Here is a 25094-nt window from a genome sequence, read left to right on the forward strand (position 1 = left end):
CAGAAATTTCTACGAATTTTGCTAAACTTCGCGTTTGTTGCGCGAAGTTTATTTTTTTAAATTTTCTTTACACTATGAGCTATTTGTTGAAAGCGAATTCATGGTTTACTATAATTGAATTGTGCCCTAAACCTCATTCTATAAAACTACTTCTTTAACTCCTATCACCTTCGCTAGATGTAAAAACAAGAAATCTATCTCAAATCTAATTCGAATTTTTGGCCATGATTAGAGGAGGTTCCATGAATACTACCTTATATTTAGATGCGTGGAAGCGTTTTGTCAAAGAGGACGTTCTTGATACAGCTCGGATAAACAAACTAATTTTAGAATCTTGGTACCGCTGTAAGGAAGAAAAGGTAAACCCATATTTAAATAGAGGCCGGAATTTATTAACTGAAAAGCAATTACATACTATAAAAAATAAGAATTCTATGTTGATAGAAATAGCATCTCCATATTTAAACAAGATTGATCAAGCGATAAAAGAATCAGGAATGATGGCATTATTGGTCGATCCAGATGGATATGTACTATCATTAACTGGAAATGAAAAAACCTTAAATGATGCCAGGAAAATTAATTTTGTTGAAGGGGTGCGATGGACCGAGTGTGAAGTAGGTACTAACGCGATTGGGACGGCATTACAAACTAAAGAAGCCGTTATTATTAATGGTGCTGAGCATTATTCCGTAGCTTCTCATCAATGGAGCTGTTCCGCAACTCCTATCTTTGATGATAGTAGGAACTTAATGGGGGTTATTGATGTATCATGCCCGATTAATTATTCCCATCCTTTTATGCTTGGGATGGTTACCTCGGTTGCTTATGCAATTGAAAAAGAAATAAGCAGGAGGTACTATCAAAAAGAATTAGAACTTATTCAACAGGCGACTCAATTATCTGAGTCACATCCAAATCAGCTCTTCATCGTATGTAATCAAAAACAAATGATAGTAGCGGCTAGCAAATCATTTCGAGAAAGAAGCCCTCAGTCTATTGGCATGAATCTCTTTGACATTACACATAACGGGTACCAGATTGATTTTGAGATGCCGTTCCTATCAAAAGAAGGCAATTGCTTATTAGGAAGCTGCTTTTATTTATCAGAGCTGCCAGCTTCTAATCGCCAGACTTTGTTTACTTCCTCTATCCCATCAACTCCCTTTGTATTTAAAGGTGAATGTGGAACAAGTGAGGCTTTTCAAAACACACTAAAAAAGGTAAAACTCGTAGCTCCAACAGATGCGACCGTGTTTATCTCAGGCGAAACCGGGTCAGGGAAAGAACTGATTGCACAGGCAATCCATGACAACAGTCCGCGAAAGAATGGTCCTTTTATCTCATTAAATTGTGGTGCCATTCCAAAGGACTTAATGGAAAGTGAGCTTTTTGGCTATGTAGAGGGAGCATTTACCGGGGCAAGACGGAAGGGCTATAAAGGAAAATTCGAACAGGCCCATAAGGGAACCATTTTTCTAGATGAAATCGGTGAAATCCCTCATACGATGCAAGTTGCTTTATTGAGAGTGCTTCAGGAAAGAAAGATTACTCCTCTAGGCAGTACGAAGGAAGTTCCATTGGATGTACGTGTTATAACAGCTACACACCGTAACATATTGGAACTTGTAAGAGATGGGGATTTTCGAGAGGATTTATATTATCGTTTGAACGTGTACCCGATCGATGTCCCTCCATTAAGAAACAGAAAAGAAGATATCCCATATATCATTAGGCATATTTGTCAAAAGAATAATTGGAACAACATTCACATAGACGATTTATTAACTAGATTAAGAGACTATGAATGGCCAGGAAACATTAGAGAATTAACGAATATTCTCGAGCGATTGAACATCATGTTACATGATAATCAGGATGGTATGGACATTTTAGTTAACTCGATTGAAGTATTAAGGATAAACTATCCTTCCATTCCTCCAGCCATGGAACAAGAGGATGTCGAGGACGATGAGAAACAGTTAACCGCACGTGAGAAAATACAAAGAGATATAATGTTGGATGCATTAAAAAAGACAAAAGGAAATGTGACTGCAGCAGCAAAATTAGTCGACATCCCAAGAAGTACTTTTTATAAAAGACTTCAAAAGTTTGGATTGTAAGGTGAAAAAAATAGCACAATAGTGTGTGCTATTTTTTATGGTTGAAGATTTAGATTGACCAAATAATCTTTTAACTAGATAGTAGTAATATAGGTTCAAAATTGGAATGGAGGGAAGTAGTAGATGCATCTTGACACAAAACTATGCGAAATACTCGGTATTACCAATCCTATTATCCAAGCGGGAATGGCTGGAGGTCCGACGACAGTAGAGCTTGTTGCGAGTGTTTCGAACTCTGGCGGTTTAGGAACCTTGGGTGCTGCCTATATGAAGCCAGAAGGAATCAGGGCAGCTATTCGGAAAATTAAGGAGCAAACCTCAAAACCATTTGCTGTAAATTTGTTTTGTACAGATTGGCAAGATCAATATGATGGGGTTGAAGAGTCACAGAAGGTTCTAAATGTGATTCGAGAAAAGCTAGGGCTGGAGTATTTGAACAAAAAAGTTGAAACCAACAACTTTTTTGAGGAACAGTTTGAAGTTCTAATCCAAGAAAAAGTACCCGTCATTTCTACCGCTTTTGGTATACTTCCTCGAGACAAAATGGCAAAAGTCAAGGAGCAAGGAATTAAGGTTACATCGATGGTCACGACGGTTCGTGAGGCACAACTGGCCGAGAAAGAGGGGGCAGATATCATTATTGCCCAGGGAAGTGATGCTGGTGGGCATCGAGGTACTTTTGAAATTGAAAAAAACACGCTTGGTGCCACAATCGGAACGTTTTCTCTTGTCCCGCAGGTAGTTGATGCAGTTTCAGTCCCGGTGGTCGCGGCCGGAGGAATCATGGATAGCCGCGGCCTTGTCGCTGCATTAGCCTTAGGGGCACAAGGAGTTCAGATGGGAACAGCATTTTTAACGACGGTGGAGTCGGGAGCGCATCCAGTTTATAAGGAAGCACTTGTGAAAAGCACGGAAGAAAGTACGGTTATTACTAAAGTTTTTTCGGGTCGTCCAGCGAGGGGAATTAAGAATGCTTTTATTCAAGCATACCAAGATGCGAATGTTAGTCCTGCTGATTTTCCAACTCAAAATACGCTGACGAGTGATATTCGTAAGGAAGCCGCTTTACAAAATAATCCGGAGTTTATGTCGTTATGGGCGGGCCAGGGGACAAGACTGTTACAAAATGAGATACCTGCGGAGAAACTGATAAGTGACTTGGTGGCAGGGGCAAAAAGGATACTTTCATAAAGCAGTAGGGAACCTCAATATAAATTTTGAGGTTCTCTTTTTTCTTCTAACAAGAAATTATACGGTTAATTGAGGAATTTTCCTTTTTAACTTAAGTGGATTTTATAAGAAAATTAATAAATGTGGGTCCTGTAGGAGGAATTCAACAAATTAGGAACTAAATTCTACGAAGTTGGGGAGTAATTCTACCATTAATAATTTTTTTCTACAAATCAAAGCTTGGATTCAACAATAATTGGAAAATATTTACCACTTTAATAATTGAAAGGTCTTAATTCAACGTAATTCAAGATTTATTCTCCAAAATCCAACGCTTATTCTACAATAAATGGAAATAAGTGTTACCGGATATGGTTTCCGTCTGGAGGAATTGAAGTAAAAAAAAACCAATTGACAAACCGACAGTCGGTTTGTAAAATAAAAATTGTAAAATATGGAAATTAAAAAGGGGTGTTCGGAACGTGAAAGTTTCGTCCAAAAGGAAATTAATCCAAATGATTGCTGTCAGTTTGATTGTCAATGGTGCCATACCTGTAATAGTCTATAATCTTCTCAAAGACTATTATTCAAGCTTTGTCTCCTTGTTAATTGCCACCTTAATTCCACTAGGGGATAATCTATACCATATCGTGAAATATAAAAAAGCCGATTCCTTTGGGCTATTTATGCTGACCGGCTTCATCTTAAGTCTACTGGCATTTGTCCTCGGTGGAAACGAAAGGCTCATTTTATTAAGGGAATCAATGGTCACCGGTTTATTAGGACTCATTTTTATTGCCTCCCTATTCTTTTCTAAACCATTAATTTATCACTTTGCGATAAAATTTACGTCTGAAGATGAATCCCAACAGAAAGGCAAATTCGAGAAAAACTGGGAAATCCCTTATTTCCGATCTGTACTAAGAATCATGACAGCCATTTGGGGCATCGCTTTAGTGGGCGAGGCCATCGTGAAGACCATCCTTGTTTATGAACTTTCAATAACCGCCTTTTTAGCCATCTCACAACTTGTTTTTTATAGTATCATTGGGGCCGCCATTATATTTACCATTGTGTACCGTCGATATGCGAAAGTACGGTTAGATAAATTGACTCATATTCAGTAAATACTCCTAGATTTAGTAAAGAAGGTAATCATATGACAAATTCAGCCATCTACAATAATCAAAGCTTTCAACACATCCTGGCCATCACCGAAGAAATCATACTTGAAAAAGGCTGCCGTAATACCACCTTGAAGGACATTATCGAAAGATCCGGGTTGTCAAAAGGGGCCATTTACCATTATGTCGAGAGTAAGGATGAATTATTTGGGCTCATTCTAAAATCCAAGATTGAAGAAATGAATGAAACCTTTCACCAGGCCATTACGCAATCCATTAAAGACGAAACCACTGAGAATAAAAGTTTTAGTGTGGTCAGTCAATTTTTTAACTCCAGGCAAGATCCCTATGATACAGGAAACTTAATTTTTATCTATTTATTAAGCCAGGATAACGAAAAGGTTAAAAAGATCCTCCAGGATATTTTTCAATATACGAAAGAAATAGGAACCAAATGGATCAAAATGGGGCAGGAGAATGGAGTAATACCTGCAAATATTGACGCTGAAAAAATGTCTACTTTGATGATGACATTTTCATATGGAATACGGGTCACCCAAATCTTATCCGCAGATGAAAAGGATAAGGTGAATATGAATGATATTTTTAAAGTGATAAGTAAGAGTTTAACCTAATCCCCTAGTGATGGGGGACTTATTCTTACAAACATACCGACGGTCGGTTTTTATAATTATTGAGGTGACATTTATGGTCATTCAAGAAATGGGACTGAAAGAGTTGAAAGAAGTCCTTCAATTTTATCGAGAGATTTCATCTGATTTAAGGAAAAAGCGCATCCATCAGTGGGACAGATACTACCCTAACCGTTTTATTATTAAAGCAGATTTAAAGAAAGGAAATCTGTATGGCATCCTATCAGACAAAAAATTAATCGGTGCTGTTGTCGTAGATACAAACCAAAGCAAAAAATATCAAGAACTTAACTGGGAGGATAGGGAGGGGAACCCTTTGGTTATTCATCGTTTAGCCGTTCATCCTTTAAACCAAGGCAAGGGATATGGAAAACAGCTGCTCCAATTTGCCGAAGAATATGCCGTTATAAATGGATATACCAGTATTCGTCTTGATGTCTTTAGTGTAAATGATGGGGCCGTCAAGATGTATGAACGAGCAGGTTATCAAGAAAGAGGAAATGTCCGCTATCCATTCCGATCAGCTCCGTATAAATGCTATGAAAAAATGATAGGGGGAGTATAGAACATGAAAAATGGAAGGTTTACTGTAGGATCGATGTATGGTGTGATTGGTTTGTTTATGATTTATATTTTTTGGATGTTCCTCCTTAATGGGGTTGAGCATGCTCCAATGGTAAAAGGGAAGATGGAAGACCCCCATTTCTCTGTGTCGAAGTGGAAATGGTTTTTCTATCCTCATATTCTATTAGGGACGATTTCACTTGCGATTGGACCGTTTCAAATGACAAAGTTAAGTAGGAAAAAACCAGGGCTTCATAAAGTGCTTGGTAAAGTGTATGCGGTGGCCATTTTTATTAATATTCTAATGGTTCCCTATCTTACCCTATCTGCAACTGGCGGCCTGGGGTCATCAATTGCCTTTCTTGTTCTTAACTTCTTCTGGCTGTGGACGACTTCAATAGGGGTTATCAAAGCAGCTCAGCGAAAAATAAGTGCCCATAAGGAATGGATTCTCCGCAGTTATGCGATTACATGGGTGTTTGTCACCTTTCGGATTGTCATAATTCCACTTTCAATCTTTCTAGGTCCATCTTTATCTTTTCCTCTTGCAGTCTACATTGGGATTAGTATTAACCTATTTTTTGTGGAATGGCGAAACCGGAGAAATAAAAACTTACCAAAAAACAGGAAAATCCGAACGGTCGACCCACTTGTTAAATGAATCTTTAATCTTTTAGTCAAAAATACAAAAATTTTTTCAATAAAAGTAGAGTTGCAGAGTAAACTTTTTCTTATGGTATTTTAATATACTCTTTGCCATTTAAGGTGTTTAAAAATAAACTTGAATCCCTATGAACAATTCCATAGGGATTTTTTATGCTCTTTTAAACAGAAACATTATAAAACCCTAATTAAAAGCTGGTTCCCTGTTTAGTCCTAGAAAAATAGTTGTGTTAGAAAATGTGACGTTAAAAATAAGAAGGTATATATCAGATTTGTTCGGTCAATTTGTTATTTTAGTATAAAAATTATTTGTAAGAAATTCTAACAAAGTGTTGAGGGGTAAACTTTTTATTTAAAATTTTGTAAATGTTTTCAATGTAAAAGTGATTGTAAAAAAATATTTTTTTATCATTTTCCTATTTACGAAAGAAAAGACGAGGTATATAATCTGTATTAAATTAACATTAAGTGGAACTGGTGGAAGAAAAAATCAACTAAACCTAACATTAATGTTAAATTTTCTTACATACCTCTTAGAAATTACACAATTTACAGAACCAGCTCAACAAGATCGATTACATTGTTTTACTACTTACTTAATTTCTCACCCCTATGTATGAACGAAAACACACTCTTAATCCCAGTAACAGATCTGCCAACGGTTTTTAACTTCTACTAATTTATATGGTAGAAGATCTTTGTAAATATCAATCCACTTAAGGGGGTGAGAGGTAAAAGATACTTTTTTTTTATCTCTATATATCTGAATATTAAGCAAATTAAAAAACAAGGGGGCAATGTGATGAGAGGAAATGGAAGTATTTTCAAAAGTTTAGTAGCGATGTTGGTATTAATTTTAGTATTAAGTGCCTGCAGCAGTGAATCTAGTACGACCACTTCAACTGAAGAAGCCTCTACAAAGGAAACGGGAAAGCCTACATACGGTGGGACGTTAGTCAGAGCAGATATATATGGTGATCCACAAAACCTGGATCCGGCTATTCGCTCACATGGAACGAATACTTCAATGATTACCTGGAACATATTTGAACCTCTTGTTCGCTACGATGCGGTAAAAGGTAAGTTCCTTCCAGCGAATGCGGAAAGCTGGGACATTAGCTCAGATGGAAAGCTCTATTCCTTTACCTTAAGAAAGGGAGTGAAATTCCACAACGGACGAGAAGTTACAGCTGAAGATTTTAAATACACATTAGAAAGAGTGCTTGCTCCCAAAACAGCTTCGCCAAATGCCGGTAGTCTAACAGGAATTGCCGGCAGCCAAGAATTTATGGCTGGAACCAGTAAAGAAGTAACAGGGATTAAAGTGGTTGATCCTACAAAGTTAGAAATTACTCTTTCAAAACCAGATAACACCTTCTTAACGATCATGTCCTTACCATTTACAGGTGCTGTGCCAAAAGAAGTAGTCGAAGAAAAAGGAGAGAAATTTGGTCAGGAGCCAGTTGGCGCAGGACCATTCAAATTCTCGAAGTGGGTAAGAGATAGCGAGATAGATTTAGTTGCAAACGAGGACTATTACGCTGGTAAGCCTTACTTAGAAAAAGTTGTTTATAAAATCATGATGGATCAAACGGCCCGCGACAACGCGTTTGCTTCCAACCAAATTGATATGATGGTTTTAGGTGATGCACAGTATAAGCGTTATGCGACAGACCCGACATTTAAGTCCCAAATTGTCGAAGTGCCAGAATTATTTACTCGAAATATGAAATTTAATCTTGAGAAAAAGGGACCATGGCAAGATGTTCGTGTCCGTCAAGCTATTAACTATGCGATTGATCGTGACACGATTATCGGTTCTGTTATCCAGGGCAAAGCCTATTCTGCTCTTGGAGTACTTCCAACTTCGATTCAAGGCTTTAACAAAGGGGTTACAACTTATAAATATAATCCTGCCAAGGCCAAAAAATTGCTTGCAGACGCTGGCTACTCTGGTGGTTTCACATTAAATATCTTAACCACTTCACATCCAGCTTTTGGATTACCAGCTGTTGAAGCATTAAGCGGATATCTAGAAAAAGTAGGAATTAAAGTGAAGACAGAGCAAGTTGATTTTGCTACATTAACCGATCGATTAAATAGCGGTGATTATGAAGTGGCGATGTCCTCAAACGGCGGTTCTACCAATCCAGTTGAATATTTAAGCCGCTATTTCCATTCGAAAAATGATGGAGCCTCTGGAAATACGAGTCATTATAACAACCCTGCGGTAGATGTTTTACTGGATAAAGCTAGTGAGACGACTGACGACAAGGAAATGATTACCGACATCCAAAAGGCGGAGGATTTAATCGTCAAGGATGCACCATGGTGGTTCTTTAACTACAATAAAGCCGTTATTGTGCATCAGAAGTGGATTAAGGGCTTGCAGCCTGTACCGACCGATATCGATTATCAAGATCTGACAAAGGTGTGGGTAGATGAAATCCAAGAATAATTGAGGGAGGAAGCAGAATGTTGGGATACACGGTTCGCCGCTTACTAGAAGCCATTCCAATCTGGATTGCGATTACGCTGATTGTATTTATCTTAATGAATATTATCCCCGGCGACCCGGTGGCGCAATTAATGGATGCACGCTCAGGTGCCCTGGATAAACATGTGATTGAACAAATAAGGGAAGAGTGGGGTCTGAATGACCCTCTCGCCCTTCAATATCTGAATTTTCTAAAAGGAGCAGTTGTTGGGGATTTCGGGACCTCCTATCAAACACGCAGTGGAGTTACTGAGTTATTGTTGGAACGTATTCCTGTAACAGTCAGTATTACGGTATTGGGTTTACTCATGGCGATTGTGGTGGGAATTACGATTGGAGTCATTGGAGCTTACAAACGTGGTACTTGGATCGATTCTCTCGTGAGTTCTTTCTCCGTTTCGGGGGTCTCTATTCCTTCCTTCTTTTTAGGATTGATCTTAATGTATATCTTTGCCGTAAAGTTTAAGATCCTGCCGTCTTCGGGGTACCAAGCAGGAGAATTAAAATTTTTAATCCTTCCGGCTGCGACCCTTGGATTGGCAGTAAGTGGTGTGATTGCTCGCATCACCCGATCGTCGATGATTGATGTATTGAAGCATGACTTTATCACCACAGCTTATTCCAAAGGAATCTCCTCACTAAGAATTACGGTGTTGCATGCGTTGAAAAATGCACTGCCGCCCATCATGACGATTATCGGTGTTCAAATGGGACTTTTGCTTTCAGGTGCCGTTATTACCGAAACGATTTTCGGTCTCCCAGGGGTTGGCCGGCTGATGATTGACAGCATTTTGCAACGGGATTTGCCGACCGTCCAAGGCTGCGTTGTCTTTATTGCCACTGTCTTTTTACTAGTAAACTTATTGACAGACCTTTGTTGCCGCTGGATTGATCCGAGAATTAAGATTGAAGCTTAACTCCACATGACCTCCATCGCTCATTAGTAGAGATGGAGGACTAAAACAAGACTAAAGGAGATGATTGTATGGAAACTGTTGAAACAACGGTTTTAGAGCAAACGTCCACTTTTCCAAGGCAGAAAGCAAATAAGAGAAGCATGAGGCTTTCGTTTTCTATGGTCGGGATTGGTTTTGCCGGAATTATCTTATTAGGTACAATAACGGCTCCTCTTATTACACACTATAATCCGATTACCAATGACCTGACGCAGGTGTTACAGGCCCCAAGTGCAGCTCACTGGTTTGGTACTGATCATTTAGGGCGTGATTTGTTTACCCGAGTATTGTATGGCGGTCAAAAATCATTACTTATTGCCATTGCAGTGCAGCTGATGGCAGTGCTGATTGGAACGATGTTAGGACTGTTTTCTGGTTACTTTGGCGGGAAAACCGATAAGGTGATTATGGCCATTACAAATATCATATTTAGTTTCCCAGGACTATTGTTCGCCATCGCGATTATGGCAGCGCTTGGACCAAGTGTATTTAATCTGATTCTTGCTTTGGGGCTTGTCAGCTGGCCAGAAATATGCCGGTTAGTTCGCTCACAAACACTTTCGTTAAAGGAACGGGAATTTGTTGAGGGAGGTCACGCCCTTGGTGCAAGTGTAAGCCGGATTCTTTTTCGGTATATCCTGCCAAACTGTTACGGAAATATAGCGGTGCTCATGACACTTGGGATGGCGACAACCATTCTTGCTGAATCTAGTCTAAGTTTTCTTGGGCTAGGAGTGCAGCCGCCAGATCCTAGCTGGGGTTCCATGGTCAATCAAGGAAAAGATTATATGTTCTTTGCCCCGTGGTATTTGTTTACTCCAGGCATTGTGATGTTTGTCACGATTTTAGGGATTAATTTACTTGGCGATGTTCTTCGCGATTACTTTGATCCGAAAATGAAATCATCTAAATAAGAAAGGGGTCGGATCTACTATGTCTACTCTCTTAGATGTCCGAGATTTACGTGTCGGTTTTCAGAAAAATGGTGAAATCACTGATGTATTAAAAGGTGTTAATTTTTCACTTAACAAAGGGGAAAGTCTTGGAATCGTAGGAGAGTCAGGCTGCGGTAAAAGCATGACTTCCTTGGCAATCATGGGCTTGTTAAAAAACAAGGGTTTGATTGCAACAAAAGGCGAAATTTTATGGGAAGGAGATAATCTGTTAACTAATACAAATCAAGACTGGAGGCGTCTGCGCGGGAATGATATCGCGATGATTTTTCAAGAACCGATGACGGCTCTAAACCCGCTAATAACGATTGGCAAGCAAATTACCGAACAAATTCTTGCTCATCAATCGATCAGTAAAAAGGAGGCGAACGAGAAAGCCATCGAGATGTTGAAGCTTGTTGGGATTCCATCTCCTGAACAGAGAATGAAAGCCTATCCGCATGAATTATCTGGTGGGATGAGGCAGAGGGCTATGATTGCGATGGCGTTATCCTGTGAACCAAGGTTACTGATTGCGGATGAACCAACAACAGCCCTCGATGTAACGATACAGGCACAAATATTGGACCTTTTATCCATGGTCATGAAAAAAATGGATATGTCGTTGATTTTGATTACACACGATTTAGGAGTGGTCGCCAATTATTGTGAAAAAGTGATTGTGATGTACGCCGGAAAGGTAATGGAAGAAGCGACTAAGGATCAATTATTTGCTGAACCGCTTCACCCGTATACCAAAGGCCTTCTTCAATCGGTTATGTCCATTGAAGAACAAAGTGAACGGATTTATTCGATTCCAGGCCGGGTTCCATTACCGGATGAGCAGGTAAAAGGCTGTGTGTTTCACGATCGCTGTACATACGCGATCCATCAATGTTCTAGCCAAGAACCACCGCTGATGAGCTTAGAAGATGGACGGAAGGTCAGTTGTTTCCGCCATAAAGAAATCCTGGAAGGGGGAGGCGTGTAATGTCGACAGTTGTAGCTGAAAAAGAGCCTTTAATGGAAATTAGTCATCTTAAAAAATACTTTCCTATTAAACAAGGATTATTTAATCGCATCAAGGGTCAGGCACCTCCGGTTGTGAAGGCCGTAGATGATGTGAACTTTACCATTTATAAAGGAGAGACTCTGGCACTTGTTGGGGAGTCCGGCTGTGGAAAAAGTACAACAGGGCGCTCCTTATTGCGGTTAATTGAACCAACCGATGGCAAAGTGCTTTTTGAAGGGAAAAATATTCTTGAACATTCAAGTCAGGAACTAAAGAAAGCCAGAAGGGAGATGCAAATTGTCTTTCAAGATCCTTATGCTTCCCTTCATCCTCGGATGACAGTGGCTGAAATCATCGCTGAACCCCTCCATATACATAAGGTTGGGACAATGGCGGAACGGGGGAAAAGAGTCGAGAGTTTAATGGAAACCGTGGGTCTTTCTTCCAGAATGAAGAATCGGTATCCACATGAATTTTCAGGCGGACAAAGGCAGCGAATAGGCATCGCCAAGGCCCTGGCACTTAATCCGAAGCTTGTCATTTGTGATGAGCCAGTATCTGCTCTTGATGTATCCGTCCAAGCACAGGTCATTAACTTGTTTAAAGACCTCCAGAAGGAATTCCATTTAACGTACTTATTTATTTCTCACGATCTAAGTGTTGTAAAGCACATTTCTGATCGTGTGGGCGTCATGTATCTAGGGAAGTTGGTAGAAATCGCTAAAACAGAGGATCTTTTTAATCGGCCTAAACATCCTTATACCAAAGCGCTATTATCGGCAAGACCTATGATTCATGATAAGGATCAAATGGAGCGGATTGTACTTGAAGGGGAGCTGCCAACCCCTCTGAATCCCCCAAGTGGCTGCCGTTTCCATACACGTTGTCCTTTTAAAACGGAAAGATGTGTGGTTGAGGAGCCTAACATTAAAGATATGGGAGACGGTCATCAACTTGCTTGTCATTTAATATAAGAAGAGAATTTTTTTAGGTTAATAGTGCACTTTCAGGAGGTCTAAAGGTATATATCGGCGGTTCTTTAACGGATATCGGTCATTTCAAACGGAATATCAGCGATTTCGGCAAAAAGCAGGCTTAATAAGAAAGGATCAACTATGACCAGAAAGTCGTTTTATTTATTATCTTTCATTATGTTGCTATCAATGACAGGGTATGGTGTCGTTCTTCCAGCGTTGCCATATTTGGCCGACAACTTAGGCCTGAGTTCCTTTCAAATGGGAAGTTTGATTACTGGCTGGGCGTTAACTCAATTCCTTGTGGTACCGTTTTGGGGGAGGCTTATTGACCGCATCGGCCGAAAACCTGTATTGCTGATTGGTTTGTTTGGATTTGGGATTGCCTTTTTATTGATGGTTTTTGCTGAATCTTACGGGCAGCTCCTTGTTATTCGGATCATTGGTGCGATGTTGTCGAGCGGAACACAGCCTGCTGCTCTGGCACTGGTAATTGATTCAAATGAAAAGGAAAAAAGGAGCAAGGCCCTTGCCAATATGGGAGCTGCTAATGCCCTTGGTTTCCTTTGCGGTCCAACCGTAGGCGGGATTTTTTCCCCGATGGGATTGCATGCGCCCTTTATTGCAGCCGGAATACTTAGTCTGAGTACCATTCCATTTGTACATTTTCTCTTGAGTGAGCCGGAGCAGAAGAATCAAAAGCTAAAGGAGGTTTCCTTTAAGGATACGTTAAAGCATATGGTGAAGCCGGGCTATCGTAATCTGCTGCTGATTACCTTTGGTTTAGCCGTTTCAACTTCTAGTTTGTTTGGGGTCTTAGGCTACTTTATGATTGACCGATTTCAATCCTCTGCCAGCGAAACAGGGCTTGCCTTTAGTGCTCAATCACTGTCATCTGTCGTTATTCAAATGTTATTCATGGGTTTCATTCTATCGAAACTTCATGAAGTGTCTATTACGAAAATAGGGTTACTAATAGAGATTATCGGGTTTGCCTGTATCGCATTTTCTGTTACCACTTGGATGGTTTTCGCGGGCTGTTTATTGGTTGGGGCAGGGCAGGCCATCGCAAGACCAACGATTATCTCGCTAATATCAAAGTTGGAATCTGTTGGGCAAGGGACGGTGATGGGATTTCAGCAATCCATGGATAGCCTTGGAAGAAGTGTTGGACCGCTTTTTGCCGGCTGGATCTTCATGTTCCACCCTTCAGCACCGTTTGTTTTTTCATCCTGTATTTGCTTGGTCCTCTTTGTGTTTATCGTACTCAATCTCAAAAAAGAAAGTCATTCTTATATACGAGAAAAGGAGACGGGAAATGAATATCTTGCTAAACAATAAGATCGTTCCAAGAGAGTGCTTTACAGTAGACTTAGAGGATCGAGGCTTTCAATTTGGCGATGGGATCTACGAGGTTATTCGAATCTATGATGGAGTCTTCTTCGAATGGGAGGCACATCTTGAAAGGTTAGTACGGAGTGCCAAAGAACTGATGCTCCCATTGCCGGCAGCCATTAATACACTCTATCAAAATCTTCAGCTGCTTGTGAAAGACAGTAAAGTTACCAATGGTACTGTCTATATCCAAGTGACCCGCGGTACAGCTCCCAGGTTCCATGCATTTCCGAAAAAAACGGAGCCAACGTTAGTGGCGTATGTACGCGAAATGGAGCGGCCGCTCGGACAAATGAGAAGCGGAATAAAAGTCGTTACTGCTGAGGATATCCGTTGGTTAAGAGTAGATATCAAGAGTCTTAATTTACTAGGCAATGTTTTGGCCAAACAAAAAGCGGTTGAACAGGGCGGAGCGGAAGCGATACTAATCCGGGACGGGATTGTGACAGAAGGAAGCAGTTCGAATCTGTTTGCAATCAAAGGCAAGCAATGCTTTACACACCCAGCCAATCACTTGATTTTAAATGGAATCACTCGTCAAGTGGTGCTTCGTTTGCTGAAAAATACCGATTTAATTTTACAAGAAACTCCATTTACTTTGGATGAATTATTGGAAATGGATGAGGTGTTCATAACAAATACGGGCCAGGAAATATGCCCTGTTATTCAAGTTGACGAGTATAAAATTGGTAAAGAAACACCTGGAGTCTATACTCGACTGTTACAATCCGCCTTTGAAGCATTGTTAGGTTCTGTAATCTCTATCTAAAAGGTAGATTGACTTAAATAAGTATTTGAAATCGACAACTTACTTTTAGGAGGTATTATTTTGACAACCTTAAAAGAATTTACCTATTCAAAACGATTTCCCAATCTACCTTTAATCGCGGCTGCGTTTGCGGATCAGCACCCTGACTTAATTCCCCTCGCTTTTGGTTTGCCTGCGAAAGAATCTTTTAATCTATCGCTTATGGAGGAGTCTTCTGTTGTGGCCATCCAAAAAGGGGGAGTAAAACCGCTTGAATATGGAGGCGGAAATGGTCCTAAGATGGTTGCCGAATGGATTAAACAAAGATCGCTGTTACGTTCGGTTCGTGCGGAGACGAATGAAATACTCGTTACGGCCGGCTCAAGTCAGGCTATTGATATCGCTACTAGGACATTAACAGACCCTGGAGACCATGTATGGGTGGAAGGGCCATCTTTTTTCGGAGCGATTCGGCAGTTTTTATTGGCGGAAACAAAGTTAACTTCATTTCCGGTCGACGAAGATGGAATAAGGGTAGATTTAGTTGAGGATAAGCTGAAGGAAGCTAGAAAAAATGGCCGTCCAATGCCAAAAGTGCTTTATGTTATGCCAAACTACCATAATCCGACAGGGGTTAGTCTTTCGCTTGAAAGAAGAAAAAAACTGGCCGAGTTGGCCTATGAATATAACTTTTATGTGCTTGAGGATGACGCCTATGTAGAGTTAAGCTTTACGGGAGAATACGTCCCTTCCATTTATTCTTTTGGACCCGAACGTGTGATTTATTTAAGTACCTTTTCTAAAATAGTTGCCCCAGGTATCCGAATGGGCTGGGCTGTTGCGAGCGAACCGTTAATTAATAAAATGCGGATGTTAAAATCGGACGGTTCGACGAGTGTGTATGTTCAAGAAATCGTTTCGCAATTTTTAAAAACGATTGATTTTGATCAGCATGTAGATTTCCTGAATTCTATCTATCGTTCAAGGATGGAAGCCATGGTGGTGGCGATCGAGGAAGCATTTGATAGAGACGTCTCTTATATTGTGCCAGAAGGGGGATTTTTCCTATGGTTAACCTTTCCACAAGGTACTGATACGAGTATGTTTATGCGGCAATCACTACAAAAGGGTGTCAGCTATTTAGACGGGGCACATTTTTATTTGAATGCAGATGAAAAGAATCATATCCGCCTCGGTTTTACCTACTGCAACGAGGAAGAAATTAAACGGGGAATTGAGCGTTTGGCGGAGTCCTATCAAGAACACAAGCAAAAAAACTTCGTCTTAGAGGGGGTAAAAGAATGAAGGTAATGACCCCAAAAGTTTCACCTTCTATATATATCCGCTACAACCTTCCGGAGGTGTACCTTAAACAATTTAAGGAGATTTGCCCTAATATTGTGGTGGAACCATGGAATTTTGATGAACCCGAACCAGAGGTAACCGTCGATTTATCAGAATGTGAGATTCTTTTAACCTTAGGCATGCGAGACAACCTGAATATTCTCAAAAAGGCTAAAAACGTAAAATGGGTTCATTCCATTAGTGCTGGGTTGGATGCGATGCTCACCGATGTGGTGAAAAACAGTGACGTCATCATTACCAATGCTAAAGGATGTACCTCTGTTCCAATCGCAGAACATACAATTGCTTTAATTTCAGCATTTGCTAGGGATATACCGACGATGGTAAAAAAACAAAGAACGCAGGAATGGTGCAAAATGCTGCCAGTTAGAACTCTCGCAGGCTCTACAGTGGGGATTATTGGCTACGGGGAAATCGGCTATGAAATTGCCAAACGTTGTAAAGGTTTAGAAATGAAGGTGATTGGCTGCCGCAGAAACCCTGATAAGAAAAACAAGAAACATGAACCAGCAGATGTAGTGATCGGTATGGACCAAGTAGATGAAGTGCTCGCGAAATCAGATTATGTCGTAGTGGCCCTCCCTTCCACAAAAGATACCATCCATTTTATGAATAAAGAGCGTTTTAGCAAAATGAAAAAAGATAGTTACTTGATCAATGTCGGACGTGGGAATACAGTTGCCGAAAAGGATTTAGTCGATTGCCTGAGAAACGGCAAAATCGCTGGGGCAGGGCTTGATGTGTTTGAGGTCGAGCCGTTACCGAAAGATCATCCGTTTTGGTATATGGACAATGTGATTGTCTCACCGCATAATGCCTATAACTCGAGTAATCATTCAGAACGGGTTATGAAGTTGATTTTAGAAAACCTTACGCGTTTCTATAAGGGGATCCCACTTCTTAACGTCGTTGATAAAAAATTAGGTTACTAAGATAGTTTTTTCTGAACAATAGTATGAGATCAAAGTGCCAGGTTCAAAGTGGAACCTGGTATTTTTAATATATTAAAGAATTTTCAAATAATTATTAACTAATAAGTATTTTTCATGTATAATGTTTCAAACAAGATTGTGAGGTTTAAGATATGAATGCATTTATTAAAGAGCAAATTGAATTATTTCAAGAACAAAATAAAAATCGTGGACGTCTTCTCGTTAGTTGTCCGGACCAACCAGGAATTGTTTCGGCGATATCAAAGTTTTTATTCTCCTATAACGCCAATATTATCGAATCCAGTCAGTATTCTACCAATCCTGAGGGAGGCATCTTTTTCATTCGGATTGAATTTGAATGCCCTGGACTAAAGGATAAAGCAAAAGAAATGGATACACAGTTTTCTGATATTGCTGAGGATTTTTCAATGGAATGGAATTTTACGCATGTTTACAATCTTAAGAAAGCTGCCATCTTTGTCTCTAAAGAACTACACTGCTTGCTCGAACTTTTATGGGAATGGCAAAGCGGAGATTTAATGGCTGATATTGCCCTTGTCATCAGTAACCATGAAAACGCGAGAGAGGTTGTTGAAGGACTTAATATTCCGTTTTACTATATTCCGGCCAATAAGGATATTCGTCAACAAGCAGAAGCCGAGCAGCTTAAGCTTTTAAAAGAGTATGATGTTGATTTCATCGTATTGGCACGTTATATGCAGATTTTAACGCCGAATTTTATTAAGGAAAATCCTAATAAAATTATTAATATTCACCATTCGTTTTTACCTGCCTTTGTGGGGGCAAGACCGTATGAACGTGCCTTTGACCGCGGGGTGAAATTAATCGGTGCGACTTCACATTATGTGACCAATGATCTTGATGAAGGGCCGATTATCGAACAGGATATTAGCAGGGTAGGTCATCATGATAATGTGGATAGTCTTAAAAAGATTGGACGGAGAATTGAACGAAGCGTGTTGGCTCGTGCAGTAAAATGGCATATCCAGGACCGAATTATCGTTCATCAGAATAAGACGATCGTTTTCTAATAGAGCAAAAGAACAGGCACTATTCATAAGTGCCTGTTTTTATGTACTCAAATTCTTTTTATTTAAAAATTGTCACATTATTTTAACAATTCCTATAATTGAGATATTGAATTTTCATTTAATACTTTATATATTTAAGTTAATATTAGCATTCTATCTAATCAAGTTTACCAAACTATTTTTGATGATTATCGTAACTTATTTTTTGAAACTTTTTGAAGAATATCAAAGGGAGGAATTGTTATGATTGCGTTGGAAAATGTTTGTATTTATTGTGGAGAACCACTTTCTGTATGGGAAAGAACCAGATGTTACTGTTGGAACTGTAATGAATTAACGACAGCTGAAGCTTTCAACGAAGATACTGACGATTATTGGATCAACATTATCTTTCAAGAGCCTTAATCACCAGTATCAATAGCCGTAAATCAGGATTCTGATTCGGCTTTTTTCTTTTTAAGATTTAATTAAGATAGTCATACTATACTCTTACTTGTTAGGCATTTAGAATTTCAATGCCAGTCAACCTCAAATTTGAATAGAAGAGAGGGGATACTATGAGTAAGAGATTAGATTGGTTAGATATTGGGAAGGGATTAGGAATGCTGCTAGTCATGTTAGGGCATGCAGATATCCCAACTCCACTTAAAACGTATATCTATACATTTCATATGCCGTTATTCTTTTTCCTATCAGGATATTTATATAATAAAGATAAGTTTCCGAGCCTAAAAGTGTTTTTAACAAAAAGGACAAAGTCACTAATACTCCCGTACTTGTCTTTTTCATTTGTGGCATACCTTTGGTTTTTACTATTAAATTATTTTGGACTGGTCAATTATAAAAACAATCTATTAACCCCGTTATTGGGTTCTGTCATAGCTGAAAGAAAATCGATCTGGACCGTTCATACCGGTGCTTTATGGTTTGTAGCCTGTTTATTCTGTACGGAATTACTTTTTTATTTTATTGCAAAAATAGGACGGACGAAAAAGGCAATCGGATTCTTTTTACTAGTCATCTCGGTTGTTGGATGTTTTTATAACAAGATGGTTGGACAACCGCTGCCTTGGAATATAGACGTGGCCATGATTAGCGTTGGTTTTTATGGAGCAGGTTATTTATTCAAAGAATATAATAAGAATTTGGAACGGTTTAATCATCTAAAATCTCTTGTCCTTTTATTGATCGTTAATCTCTTCACAGGTTACCTAAATTATGTACTTACAGGAGAAAGAGTAGATTTTTATAATAGCAGCCTAGGAAATATTGTTCTTTTCTATCTATCAGCATTTTCTGGAATTGGAGCCTTTGTTATTTTAATTAAACATATGAAGAAAAATAAGGTTCTCCAGTATATTGGAAAGAATTCATTCATCTATTTAGCTTTCCACCAAAAAATCGTGTTCTTTGTCTTTAGTTTACTGATTCAAAAATCTATTTTTAATTTTGAAAGCATAATCAATCATCCCATAGTAGAAGGGGTCCTATACACACTTATAACGGTCGTTATTTTGATACCCGCCGTTTATACCATTAATCATTACTTTCCGTTTATGTTGGGAAAAACAACAAGAAAGAGTATGAGAGAAGTTTCATTGAATGCATATTAATTTAACAATTTGTTCATAATTTGGTCATAATTCATGGGCATCCTACCATCTGTAAAACTAAAACCAATTTTTAGGAGGAAGTTACAAGATGAGAAAGATGCTGATGAATTATTTTTTTAACTTTGCATTACTGATTGGAGTTTTTGGACCAATTCAAGCGTTTGCAGCTGCACAGCCAAATGAACAAAATCAATCCTCAGAGGTCCATGGCTATGGTCATGGTCACTTCAGACAAAATCCTGAATTTATTAAAAAACAGGCGGAATCGCTGGGAATTAAAACAGATGGTAAAGATACAGAGACGCTTGCAAAAGAAGTTAGGGAAGCCATGATTAAAAAGAGAGCGGAGGAACTTGGGATTAGTACGAAAGGGAAAGAGATTGATTCACTAGCGAAAGAGGTCTTTGAAACTACCATGAAAAATGAGGCCAAAAAGTTGGGGATTTCAACAGAAGGAAAAGACCTTCGTGATGTAGCTCGAGAGATTCATGAGACCCAAATAAAAAAAGAGGCGAAAGAGCTGGGAATTTCGACGGATGGGAAGGACCTCCGTGATATAGCCAGAGAAGTCCGTGAGACCCAAATAAAAAAAGATGCTAAAGAACTAGGGATTTCAACTGACAATAAAGATTTTCATCAAATAGCCCATGAAGTCCGTGATAAAAAAATCTTCCAAGCAGCAGAAAAGTTGGGAATAGATACAAAAAATAAGTCTGCGGACGAGCTTTTCAATGAAATCATGACTAAACATGCAGATAAGGTAAAGGAGTTAGATTTCTTTCCTCATAAAGGACGCGGAATGCACTTTTTCTTTAAAGGACCAAAAACAGAATAACACCAGTAAGAAAATCCAAATATAGAGGCTTGTCATTTTGGGAGACAGCCTCTCTTTTGTACGAAAAACATTGATGAAAATTGTGTTTTATTCAAAATTTATTATAGAATTAAGGGACAAACTGGAAGTTAACGTCTTAGATAAGATTAATTATAAAATCGGAGGTAATCATGGGAAGATTAATACATTTCGAAATTCATGTGAATGATATGGATCGGGCAAAAAAGTTTTATGGGGAAGTATTCGGCTGGTCTTTTCAAGATTGGAGTGATTATGCAGGAATGCCTTATTTTGGAGCAGTTACTGGTAATGAAGATGAGCCTGGTATCAATGGTGCTTTAATGCAGCGTCAAAGTGCTCCGCCAGAAACAAATCAACCTTTAAATGCATATTCTTGTACAATGGGTGTGGAAAATTATGATTTAACGGAAGCAAAAATTATTAAAAATGGCGGCAAGGTGGCATTGGCCAAATACGCTCTGCCTGGAATGGCGTGGCAAGGATACTATCAGGATACAGAGGGCAATATTTTCGGAATTCATCAACCTGATGTGAATGCAAAATAGAATCCATGATTAATAATATGAAATCACAAGAGGCGGCAGAAATGCTTGAAAATGTCCGCAATATCTGTCTTGCACTACCCGAGGCTGTTGAACTTATCGACGGTTTTGGGCATCATACTTTTAAAATCAATAGAAAATCCTTCGTAATATCAGGTGAAAGCGAGACAGGATTCAGCTTGTCGTTTAAGTCAGATCGGGAAACTCAAGAATTATTGCTTCAGAAAGAGTATTTTTTAAAAACTCCGTATATAGGACATCACGGCTGGGTGTCCATTCAAAATCCGGCTAAGGAAAATTGGGATGAATTAACCGATCTAATTCAAGAAGCCTATTTACGTGCAGCACCAAAGCGTTTGGTTAAGAAATGGAATGAGGAGTTTATCAATGGAAGAAAGGTGGAATAATCTGCCTTTTTTTATTTAAAGAAAAGAGAGTATAATGAAGGTGATCTTTTCTATAACCAATCAAGTTTCGTATCTATTAATGTTTATTAATATTAAGATAGTTTAATTTATTACAAGAAACTAGGTGTATTTTTTAGGACTTGTGGACTGAAATTCTCACTTTTTACTATATTTTAATACAATTTATAATTATAATATAATAGTAGATATTTTAATTTTATAAATAATTGTAATAGATTTATTATTGAGACAGAAAGGTGTTTGATTAGGTCATCCCTATGTTTGTGTGAGACCTACATCTATTCTGCAAATTTTAGGGGAAAAGGTTGGTAAAAATGAGCAACAGTGAAACTAAAACAGACGTCATTTTAATTGGTGCCGGAATCATGAGTGCGACGTTAGGGACACTCTTGAAGGAATTAGTACCGGAATGGGAAATTACAGTGTTTGAGAAGCTCGAAAGCGCAGGTGAGGAAAGCTCTAACGAATGGAATAATGCGGGGACGGGGCATGCGGCACTGTGCGAGCTTAACTACACAGTCGAAAAACCAGATGGATCTGTAGATATTAGTAAAGCGATAACAATTAATGAACAGTTTCAGCTTTCAATGCAGTTTTGGTCTTATCTTGTAAACAGCAAGCTGATAGATAATCCACAGGATTTTATCATGCCATTACCTCATATGAGCTTAGTACAAGGTGAACAAAATATAACGTTTTTAAAGAAGCGTTTTGAAGCATTGTCAAACAATCCACTATTTCAAGGGATGGAATTTTCCGATGACTCGGAAAAATTGATGGAATGGATTCCACTTATCATGGAAGGCCGTAAATGGAATGAACCAATAGCGGCAACAAAAATAGACTCTGGAACGGATGTCAACTTTGGTGCTTTAACGCGCATGTTGTTTGACCACTTAAAGAGTAAAAACGTCGAGCTAAACTACAAGCATAGTGTTGAGGATGTAAAACGAACAAGCGACGGCTCGTGGGAAGTAAAAGTACGGAATCTAGATAGTGGTACGGTCGAACGCCATACTGCAAAATTCGTCTTCATCGGAGGCGGAGGAGGAAGCTTACATTTACTACAAAAATCCGGTATTCCTGAAGGAAAACATATTGGCGGATTTCCGGTAAGCGGTCTATTTATGGTATGTAATAATCCGGATGTGATAGAGCAGCATAATGCAAAAGTATATGGCAAAGCTAAGGTTGGTGCTCCGCCAATGTCTGTTCCACATCTTGACACAAGATTTATCGACAATAAAAAATCGCTGCTATTTGGACCATTTGCCGGCTTCTCACCTAAGTTCTTAAAAAATGGTTCCATGTTGGATTTAGTAACTTCCGTAAAACCAGATAATCTCGTAACTATGTTGGCGGCAGGTGCAAAAAATATGTCATTGACTAAATACTTGATTGAGCAAGTGATGTTATCGAAAGAACAGCGCATGGAAGAGTTACGTGAATTTATCCCCTACGCAAAAAGTGAGGAATGGGATTTAGTAGTAGCGGGCCAACGTGTGCAAGTGATTAAAGATACGGAAGCGGGCGGAAAAGGTACACTTCAATTTGGTACGGAAGTGATAACTGCAGCTGATGGCTCAATCGCAGCCTTACTAGGTGCTTCTCCTGGTGCTTCTACTGCTGTTCACGTTATGTTAGAGGTATTCAAAAGATGCTTCCCGCAATTTATCAAAGAGTGGGAACCGAAAATTAAGGAAATGATTCCTTCTTATGGTTTGTCACTAATGGAAAACCCAGAGCTTCTGGAGGAAATTCATACTTCAACAGCACAAACGCTTGGTCTACGCGAAAAAGAGCTGGTTTTTAGTTAATTTGTTGGTGTAGTAACCAAGGTATTAGTTGGAAAAACAAGTATATAAAATTTTTTAAGGAATTGAGTAATAATTGAATATGGATGGTAACAAAACACAGAACCTTTGATCTAGCTTTGGATTGAAGGTTCTTTTTTTAAAATTAGCAGAATGATAAAATAGAGCGAGTTAAAATATTTTAAATTTAAGTTAAAGGAAGTAACAAATGGATTGGAAACCTGATCGAATATCAAAAACACCGATTTACAAGCAACTTGCTATATATATCGAGAACGGAATTGCTGATGGGACTTTTCCTCCTGATAAACCTTTACCCTCGGAAAGAGGTTTGGCAAAAGAACTTGGAATCAATAGGAGTACGGTTATTGCTGCATATGACGATTTGGAATCAAATGGGCTCATTAATCGGAATAGAGGCAGCGGAACAACCATCAGTAAAGACATTTGGGGAATTACAAAGAAACGGATACCAAGTTGGAATAGGTATATTGAGGCCGGCTCCTTTTTGCCTAACTTGCCTGTAACACAAAGAATTCATAAAGAAATGGCAGAGCATAAACTCATCAATCTAGCCAGTGGGGAATTGTCTCAGGATTTATTTCCATTGACCTCACTTAGAGAAATTACATCGAATAGGTCTTTTATTGGATCGTTAGGGTATGACCATCCGCAAGGAAATGCGATTCTCCGGGAAACACTTACCAAACATGTTAAACAGTTTCGTGAAATAGAAACGGACTCATCTTCGATTTTAGTAACATCAGGGGCACAGCAGGCATTGCATCTTGTCGTTCAATGTTTGTTAAAACCAGGAGACTCAGTGGCAATTGAAAATCCTTCCTATCATTACAATCTGCCAGTTTTTAAATCTGCAGGAATTAAAACTTATTTTTTACAAGTGGATAAGGACGGAATAAACCCAGAGGAAATTACCGCTTTATATAAAAAACATAGAATTAAAATGATTTTTTTGAGTCCTATTTTTCAAAATCCTACTGGTACTCTATTGGACTTGGACAAGCGGAAAAAGGTACTTGAAATATCATCTGAATATGGCATTCCTATAGTGGAAGACGATCCGTACAGTTTAACATCTTTTAGCGGAGAAAAGATGAAGACGCTTAAATCACTGGATCATAATGGGAATGTTTTATATATTAGCTCATTAACAAAAATAGTGGCTTCCGGATTAAGGATAGGCTGGATTATAGGACCCAGAGCGGTGATTGAAAGGTTATCAGATGCAAAGCAGCAAGTTGATTTTGGACACGCCAGTTATAGTCAATGGATTGCTAATGACTTTTTAGAATCACGTGATTTTACATCACATATCAAGAATTTGGCTAAACAGTTAGAAAGCAGAAGAGATCAAATTGTTGTTAGTCTTCAGACCTTTTTAAAGGAAGAGGTTGATTTTACGATTCCTAATGGCGGCATTCATATTTGGTGCAGGTTAAAAAAAGCGGTGAATGAAATTCAATTATTAGAAGAGTCCATTAAAAGGGGCGTAATTTTTGTCCCGGGTTCTACAATGGGTTCTGAGAAGGGATTTGTACGATTTACCTTTTCTAGGGAGAATGAAGAAAATATTCATGAAGGAATCAAAAGATTTGCAGATGCCCGTTATGCTATAAAAAAATTAAGTTAAAAGGATAGCTGCTATAGGGCAGCTATCCTT

Annotated in this window: 22 protein-coding genes; all 22 read left to right on the forward strand. The window is 38.9% G+C overall.

Annotated elements, in window-relative coordinates:
- Window positions 1-242 precede the first annotated feature (242 nt).
- The 22 genes from COD92_RS16200 (at window position 243) to pdxR (ending at window position 25064) form a co-directional block, all read left to right on the forward strand.
- Window positions 243-2123, forward strand: a complete 1881-nt coding sequence (locus COD92_RS16200) for a sigma-54-dependent Fis family transcriptional regulator (protein WP_098531480.1) — start codon at window positions 243-245, stop codon at window positions 2121-2123.
- A gap of 123 nt (window positions 2124-2246) precedes the next feature.
- A complete protein-coding gene (locus COD92_RS16205) occupies window positions 2247-3314 on the forward strand; it encodes an NAD(P)H-dependent flavin oxidoreductase (RefSeq protein ID WP_098531481.1) in 1068 nt (355 codons plus the stop codon).
- 461 nt (window positions 3315-3775) lie between these two features.
- Complete coding sequence (locus tag COD92_RS16210; RefSeq protein ID WP_098531482.1) at window positions 3776-4420, forward strand: VC0807 family protein; 645 nt, start codon at window positions 3776-3778, stop codon at window positions 4418-4420.
- A 32-nt stretch (window positions 4421-4452) separates the two neighbouring features.
- Window positions 4453-5052, forward strand: coding sequence for a TetR/AcrR family transcriptional regulator (locus tag COD92_RS16215; RefSeq protein WP_098531483.1), 600 nt, complete (start codon window positions 4453-4455; stop codon window positions 5050-5052).
- Between the two features lie 73 nt (window positions 5053-5125).
- Complete coding sequence (locus COD92_RS16220; protein ID WP_098531484.1) at window positions 5126-5635, forward strand: GNAT family N-acetyltransferase; 510 nt, start codon at window positions 5126-5128, stop codon at window positions 5633-5635.
- A 3-nt stretch (window positions 5636-5638) separates the two neighbouring features.
- Window positions 5639-6295 carry a DUF2306 domain-containing protein gene (locus COD92_RS16225; RefSeq protein WP_098531485.1) on the forward strand — a complete coding sequence of 219 codons (657 nt, stop codon included), beginning with the start codon at window positions 5639-5641 and terminating at the stop codon, window positions 6293-6295.
- An 804-nt stretch (window positions 6296-7099) separates the two neighbouring features.
- Window positions 7100-8755, forward strand: a complete 1656-nt coding sequence (locus tag COD92_RS16230; protein WP_098531486.1) for an ABC transporter substrate-binding protein — start codon at window positions 7100-7102, stop codon at window positions 8753-8755.
- A 17-nt stretch (window positions 8756-8772) separates the two neighbouring features.
- Window positions 8773-9711 carry an ABC transporter permease gene (locus tag COD92_RS16235; RefSeq protein WP_098531487.1) on the forward strand — a complete coding sequence of 313 codons (939 nt, stop codon included), beginning with the start codon at window positions 8773-8775 and terminating at the stop codon, window positions 9709-9711.
- 68 nt (window positions 9712-9779) lie between these two features.
- Window positions 9780-10664, forward strand: a complete 885-nt coding sequence (locus COD92_RS16240) for an ABC transporter permease (protein ID WP_098531488.1) — start codon at window positions 9780-9782, stop codon at window positions 10662-10664.
- A gap of 19 nt (window positions 10665-10683) precedes the next feature.
- Entirely contained in the window at window positions 10684-11673 is a 990-nt protein-coding gene (locus COD92_RS16245) for an ABC transporter ATP-binding protein (RefSeq protein ID WP_098531489.1), read from the forward strand.
- Entirely contained in the window at window positions 11673-12668 is a 996-nt protein-coding gene (locus tag COD92_RS16250; RefSeq protein WP_098531490.1) for an ABC transporter ATP-binding protein, read from the forward strand. The genes COD92_RS16245 and COD92_RS16250 overlap by 1 nt, the downstream gene beginning before the upstream one ends.
- A gap of 102 nt (window positions 12669-12770) precedes the next feature.
- Window positions 12771-14009 (forward strand): MFS transporter, encoded by a 1239-nt coding sequence (locus COD92_RS16255; RefSeq protein ID WP_255286717.1) that lies wholly within the window; start codon window positions 12771-12773, stop codon window positions 14007-14009.
- Window positions 13987-14832 carry a D-amino-acid transaminase gene (dat, locus tag COD92_RS16260; protein ID WP_098531492.1) on the forward strand — a complete coding sequence of 282 codons (846 nt, stop codon included), beginning with the start codon at window positions 13987-13989 and terminating at the stop codon, window positions 14830-14832. The genes COD92_RS16255 and dat overlap by 23 nt, the downstream gene beginning before the upstream one ends.
- Before the next feature lie 60 nt (window positions 14833-14892).
- Window positions 14893-16116, forward strand: coding sequence for an aminotransferase-like domain-containing protein (locus COD92_RS16265; RefSeq protein ID WP_098531493.1), 1224 nt, complete (start codon window positions 14893-14895; stop codon window positions 16114-16116).
- The gene (locus tag COD92_RS16270; RefSeq protein WP_255286710.1) at window positions 16113-17108 is read left to right on the forward strand and encodes a D-2-hydroxyacid dehydrogenase; all 996 of its coding nucleotides are present in this window, start codon (window positions 16113-16115) and stop codon (window positions 17106-17108) included. Before COD92_RS16265 ends, COD92_RS16270 begins: the two co-directional genes overlap by 4 nt.
- Window positions 17109-17260: 152 nt before the next feature.
- Window positions 17261-18160: a formyltetrahydrofolate deformylase gene (purU, locus tag COD92_RS16275; protein WP_098531494.1), complete on the forward strand. Its 900-nt coding sequence runs from the start codon at window positions 17261-17263 to the stop codon at window positions 18158-18160.
- Window positions 18161-18717: 557 nt separating this feature from the next.
- Window positions 18718-19773: an acyltransferase family protein gene (locus tag COD92_RS16280; protein ID WP_098531495.1), complete on the forward strand. Its 1056-nt coding sequence runs from the start codon at window positions 18718-18720 to the stop codon at window positions 19771-19773.
- An 88-nt stretch (window positions 19774-19861) separates the two neighbouring features.
- Window positions 19862-20608, forward strand: coding sequence for a hypothetical protein (locus tag COD92_RS16285; protein ID WP_098531496.1), 747 nt, complete (start codon window positions 19862-19864; stop codon window positions 20606-20608).
- A 170-nt stretch (window positions 20609-20778) separates the two neighbouring features.
- The gene (locus tag COD92_RS16290) at window positions 20779-21174 is read left to right on the forward strand and encodes a VOC family protein (RefSeq protein ID WP_098531497.1); all 396 of its coding nucleotides are present in this window, start codon (window positions 20779-20781) and stop codon (window positions 21172-21174) included.
- 17 nt (window positions 21175-21191) lie between these two features.
- Window positions 21192-21578, forward strand: a complete 387-nt coding sequence (locus COD92_RS16295; RefSeq protein WP_255295280.1) for an MmcQ/YjbR family DNA-binding protein — start codon at window positions 21192-21194, stop codon at window positions 21576-21578.
- Between the two features lie 335 nt (window positions 21579-21913).
- Window positions 21914-23416 (forward strand): malate:quinone oxidoreductase, encoded by a 1503-nt coding sequence (locus COD92_RS16300; RefSeq protein WP_098531550.1) that lies wholly within the window; start codon window positions 21914-21916, stop codon window positions 23414-23416.
- Between the two features lie 205 nt (window positions 23417-23621).
- Window positions 23622-25064: a MocR-like pyridoxine biosynthesis transcription factor PdxR gene (gene pdxR, locus COD92_RS16305; protein WP_098531499.1), complete on the forward strand. Its 1443-nt coding sequence runs from the start codon at window positions 23622-23624 to the stop codon at window positions 25062-25064.
- Window positions 25065-25094: the final 30 nt, after the last annotated feature.

The sequence above is a fragment of the Bacillus sp. AFS037270 genome, assembly GCF_002585305.1.

Coding starts and splice junctions, on each gene's coding strand:
- COD92_RS16220 (WP_098531484.1), top strand. CDS start 5,126: ATGGTCATTCAAGAAATGGGACTGAAAGAGTTGAAAGAAGTCCTTCAA.
- COD92_RS16245 (WP_098531489.1), top strand. CDS start 10,684: ATGTCTACTCTCTTAGATGTCCGAGATTTACGTGTCGGTTTTCAGAAA.
- COD92_RS16230 (WP_098531486.1), top strand. CDS start 7,100: ATGAGAGGAAATGGAAGTATTTTCAAAAGTTTAGTAGCGATGTTGGTA.
- COD92_RS16200 (WP_098531480.1), top strand. CDS start 243: ATGAATACTACCTTATATTTAGATGCGTGGAAGCGTTTTGTCAAAGAG.
- COD92_RS16300 (WP_098531550.1), top strand. CDS start 21,914: ATGAGCAACAGTGAAACTAAAACAGACGTCATTTTAATTGGTGCCGGA.
- dat (WP_098531492.1), top strand. CDS start 13,987: ATGAATATCTTGCTAAACAATAAGATCGTTCCAAGAGAGTGCTTTACA.
- COD92_RS16270 (WP_255286710.1), top strand. CDS start 16,113: ATGAAGGTAATGACCCCAAAAGTTTCACCTTCTATATATATCCGCTAC.
- COD92_RS16295 (WP_255295280.1), top strand. CDS start 21,192: ATGAAATCACAAGAGGCGGCAGAAATGCTTGAAAATGTCCGCAATATC.
- COD92_RS16285 (WP_098531496.1), top strand. CDS start 19,862: ATGAGAAAGATGCTGATGAATTATTTTTTTAACTTTGCATTACTGATT.
- COD92_RS16240 (WP_098531488.1), top strand. CDS start 9,780: ATGGAAACTGTTGAAACAACGGTTTTAGAGCAAACGTCCACTTTTCCA.
- COD92_RS16205 (WP_098531481.1), top strand. CDS start 2,247: ATGCATCTTGACACAAAACTATGCGAAATACTCGGTATTACCAATCCT.
- COD92_RS16215 (WP_098531483.1), top strand. CDS start 4,453: ATGACAAATTCAGCCATCTACAATAATCAAAGCTTTCAACACATCCTG.
- COD92_RS16250 (WP_098531490.1), top strand. CDS start 11,673: ATGTCGACAGTTGTAGCTGAAAAAGAGCCTTTAATGGAAATTAGTCAT.
- COD92_RS16235 (WP_098531487.1), top strand. CDS start 8,773: ATGTTGGGATACACGGTTCGCCGCTTACTAGAAGCCATTCCAATCTGG.
- COD92_RS16225 (WP_098531485.1), top strand. CDS start 5,639: ATGAAAAATGGAAGGTTTACTGTAGGATCGATGTATGGTGTGATTGGT.
- COD92_RS16280 (WP_098531495.1), top strand. CDS start 18,718: ATGAGTAAGAGATTAGATTGGTTAGATATTGGGAAGGGATTAGGAATG.
- purU (WP_098531494.1), top strand. CDS start 17,261: ATGAATGCATTTATTAAAGAGCAAATTGAATTATTTCAAGAACAAAAT.
- COD92_RS16290 (WP_098531497.1), top strand. CDS start 20,779: ATGGGAAGATTAATACATTTCGAAATTCATGTGAATGATATGGATCGG.
- pdxR (WP_098531499.1), top strand. CDS start 23,622: ATGGATTGGAAACCTGATCGAATATCAAAAACACCGATTTACAAGCAA.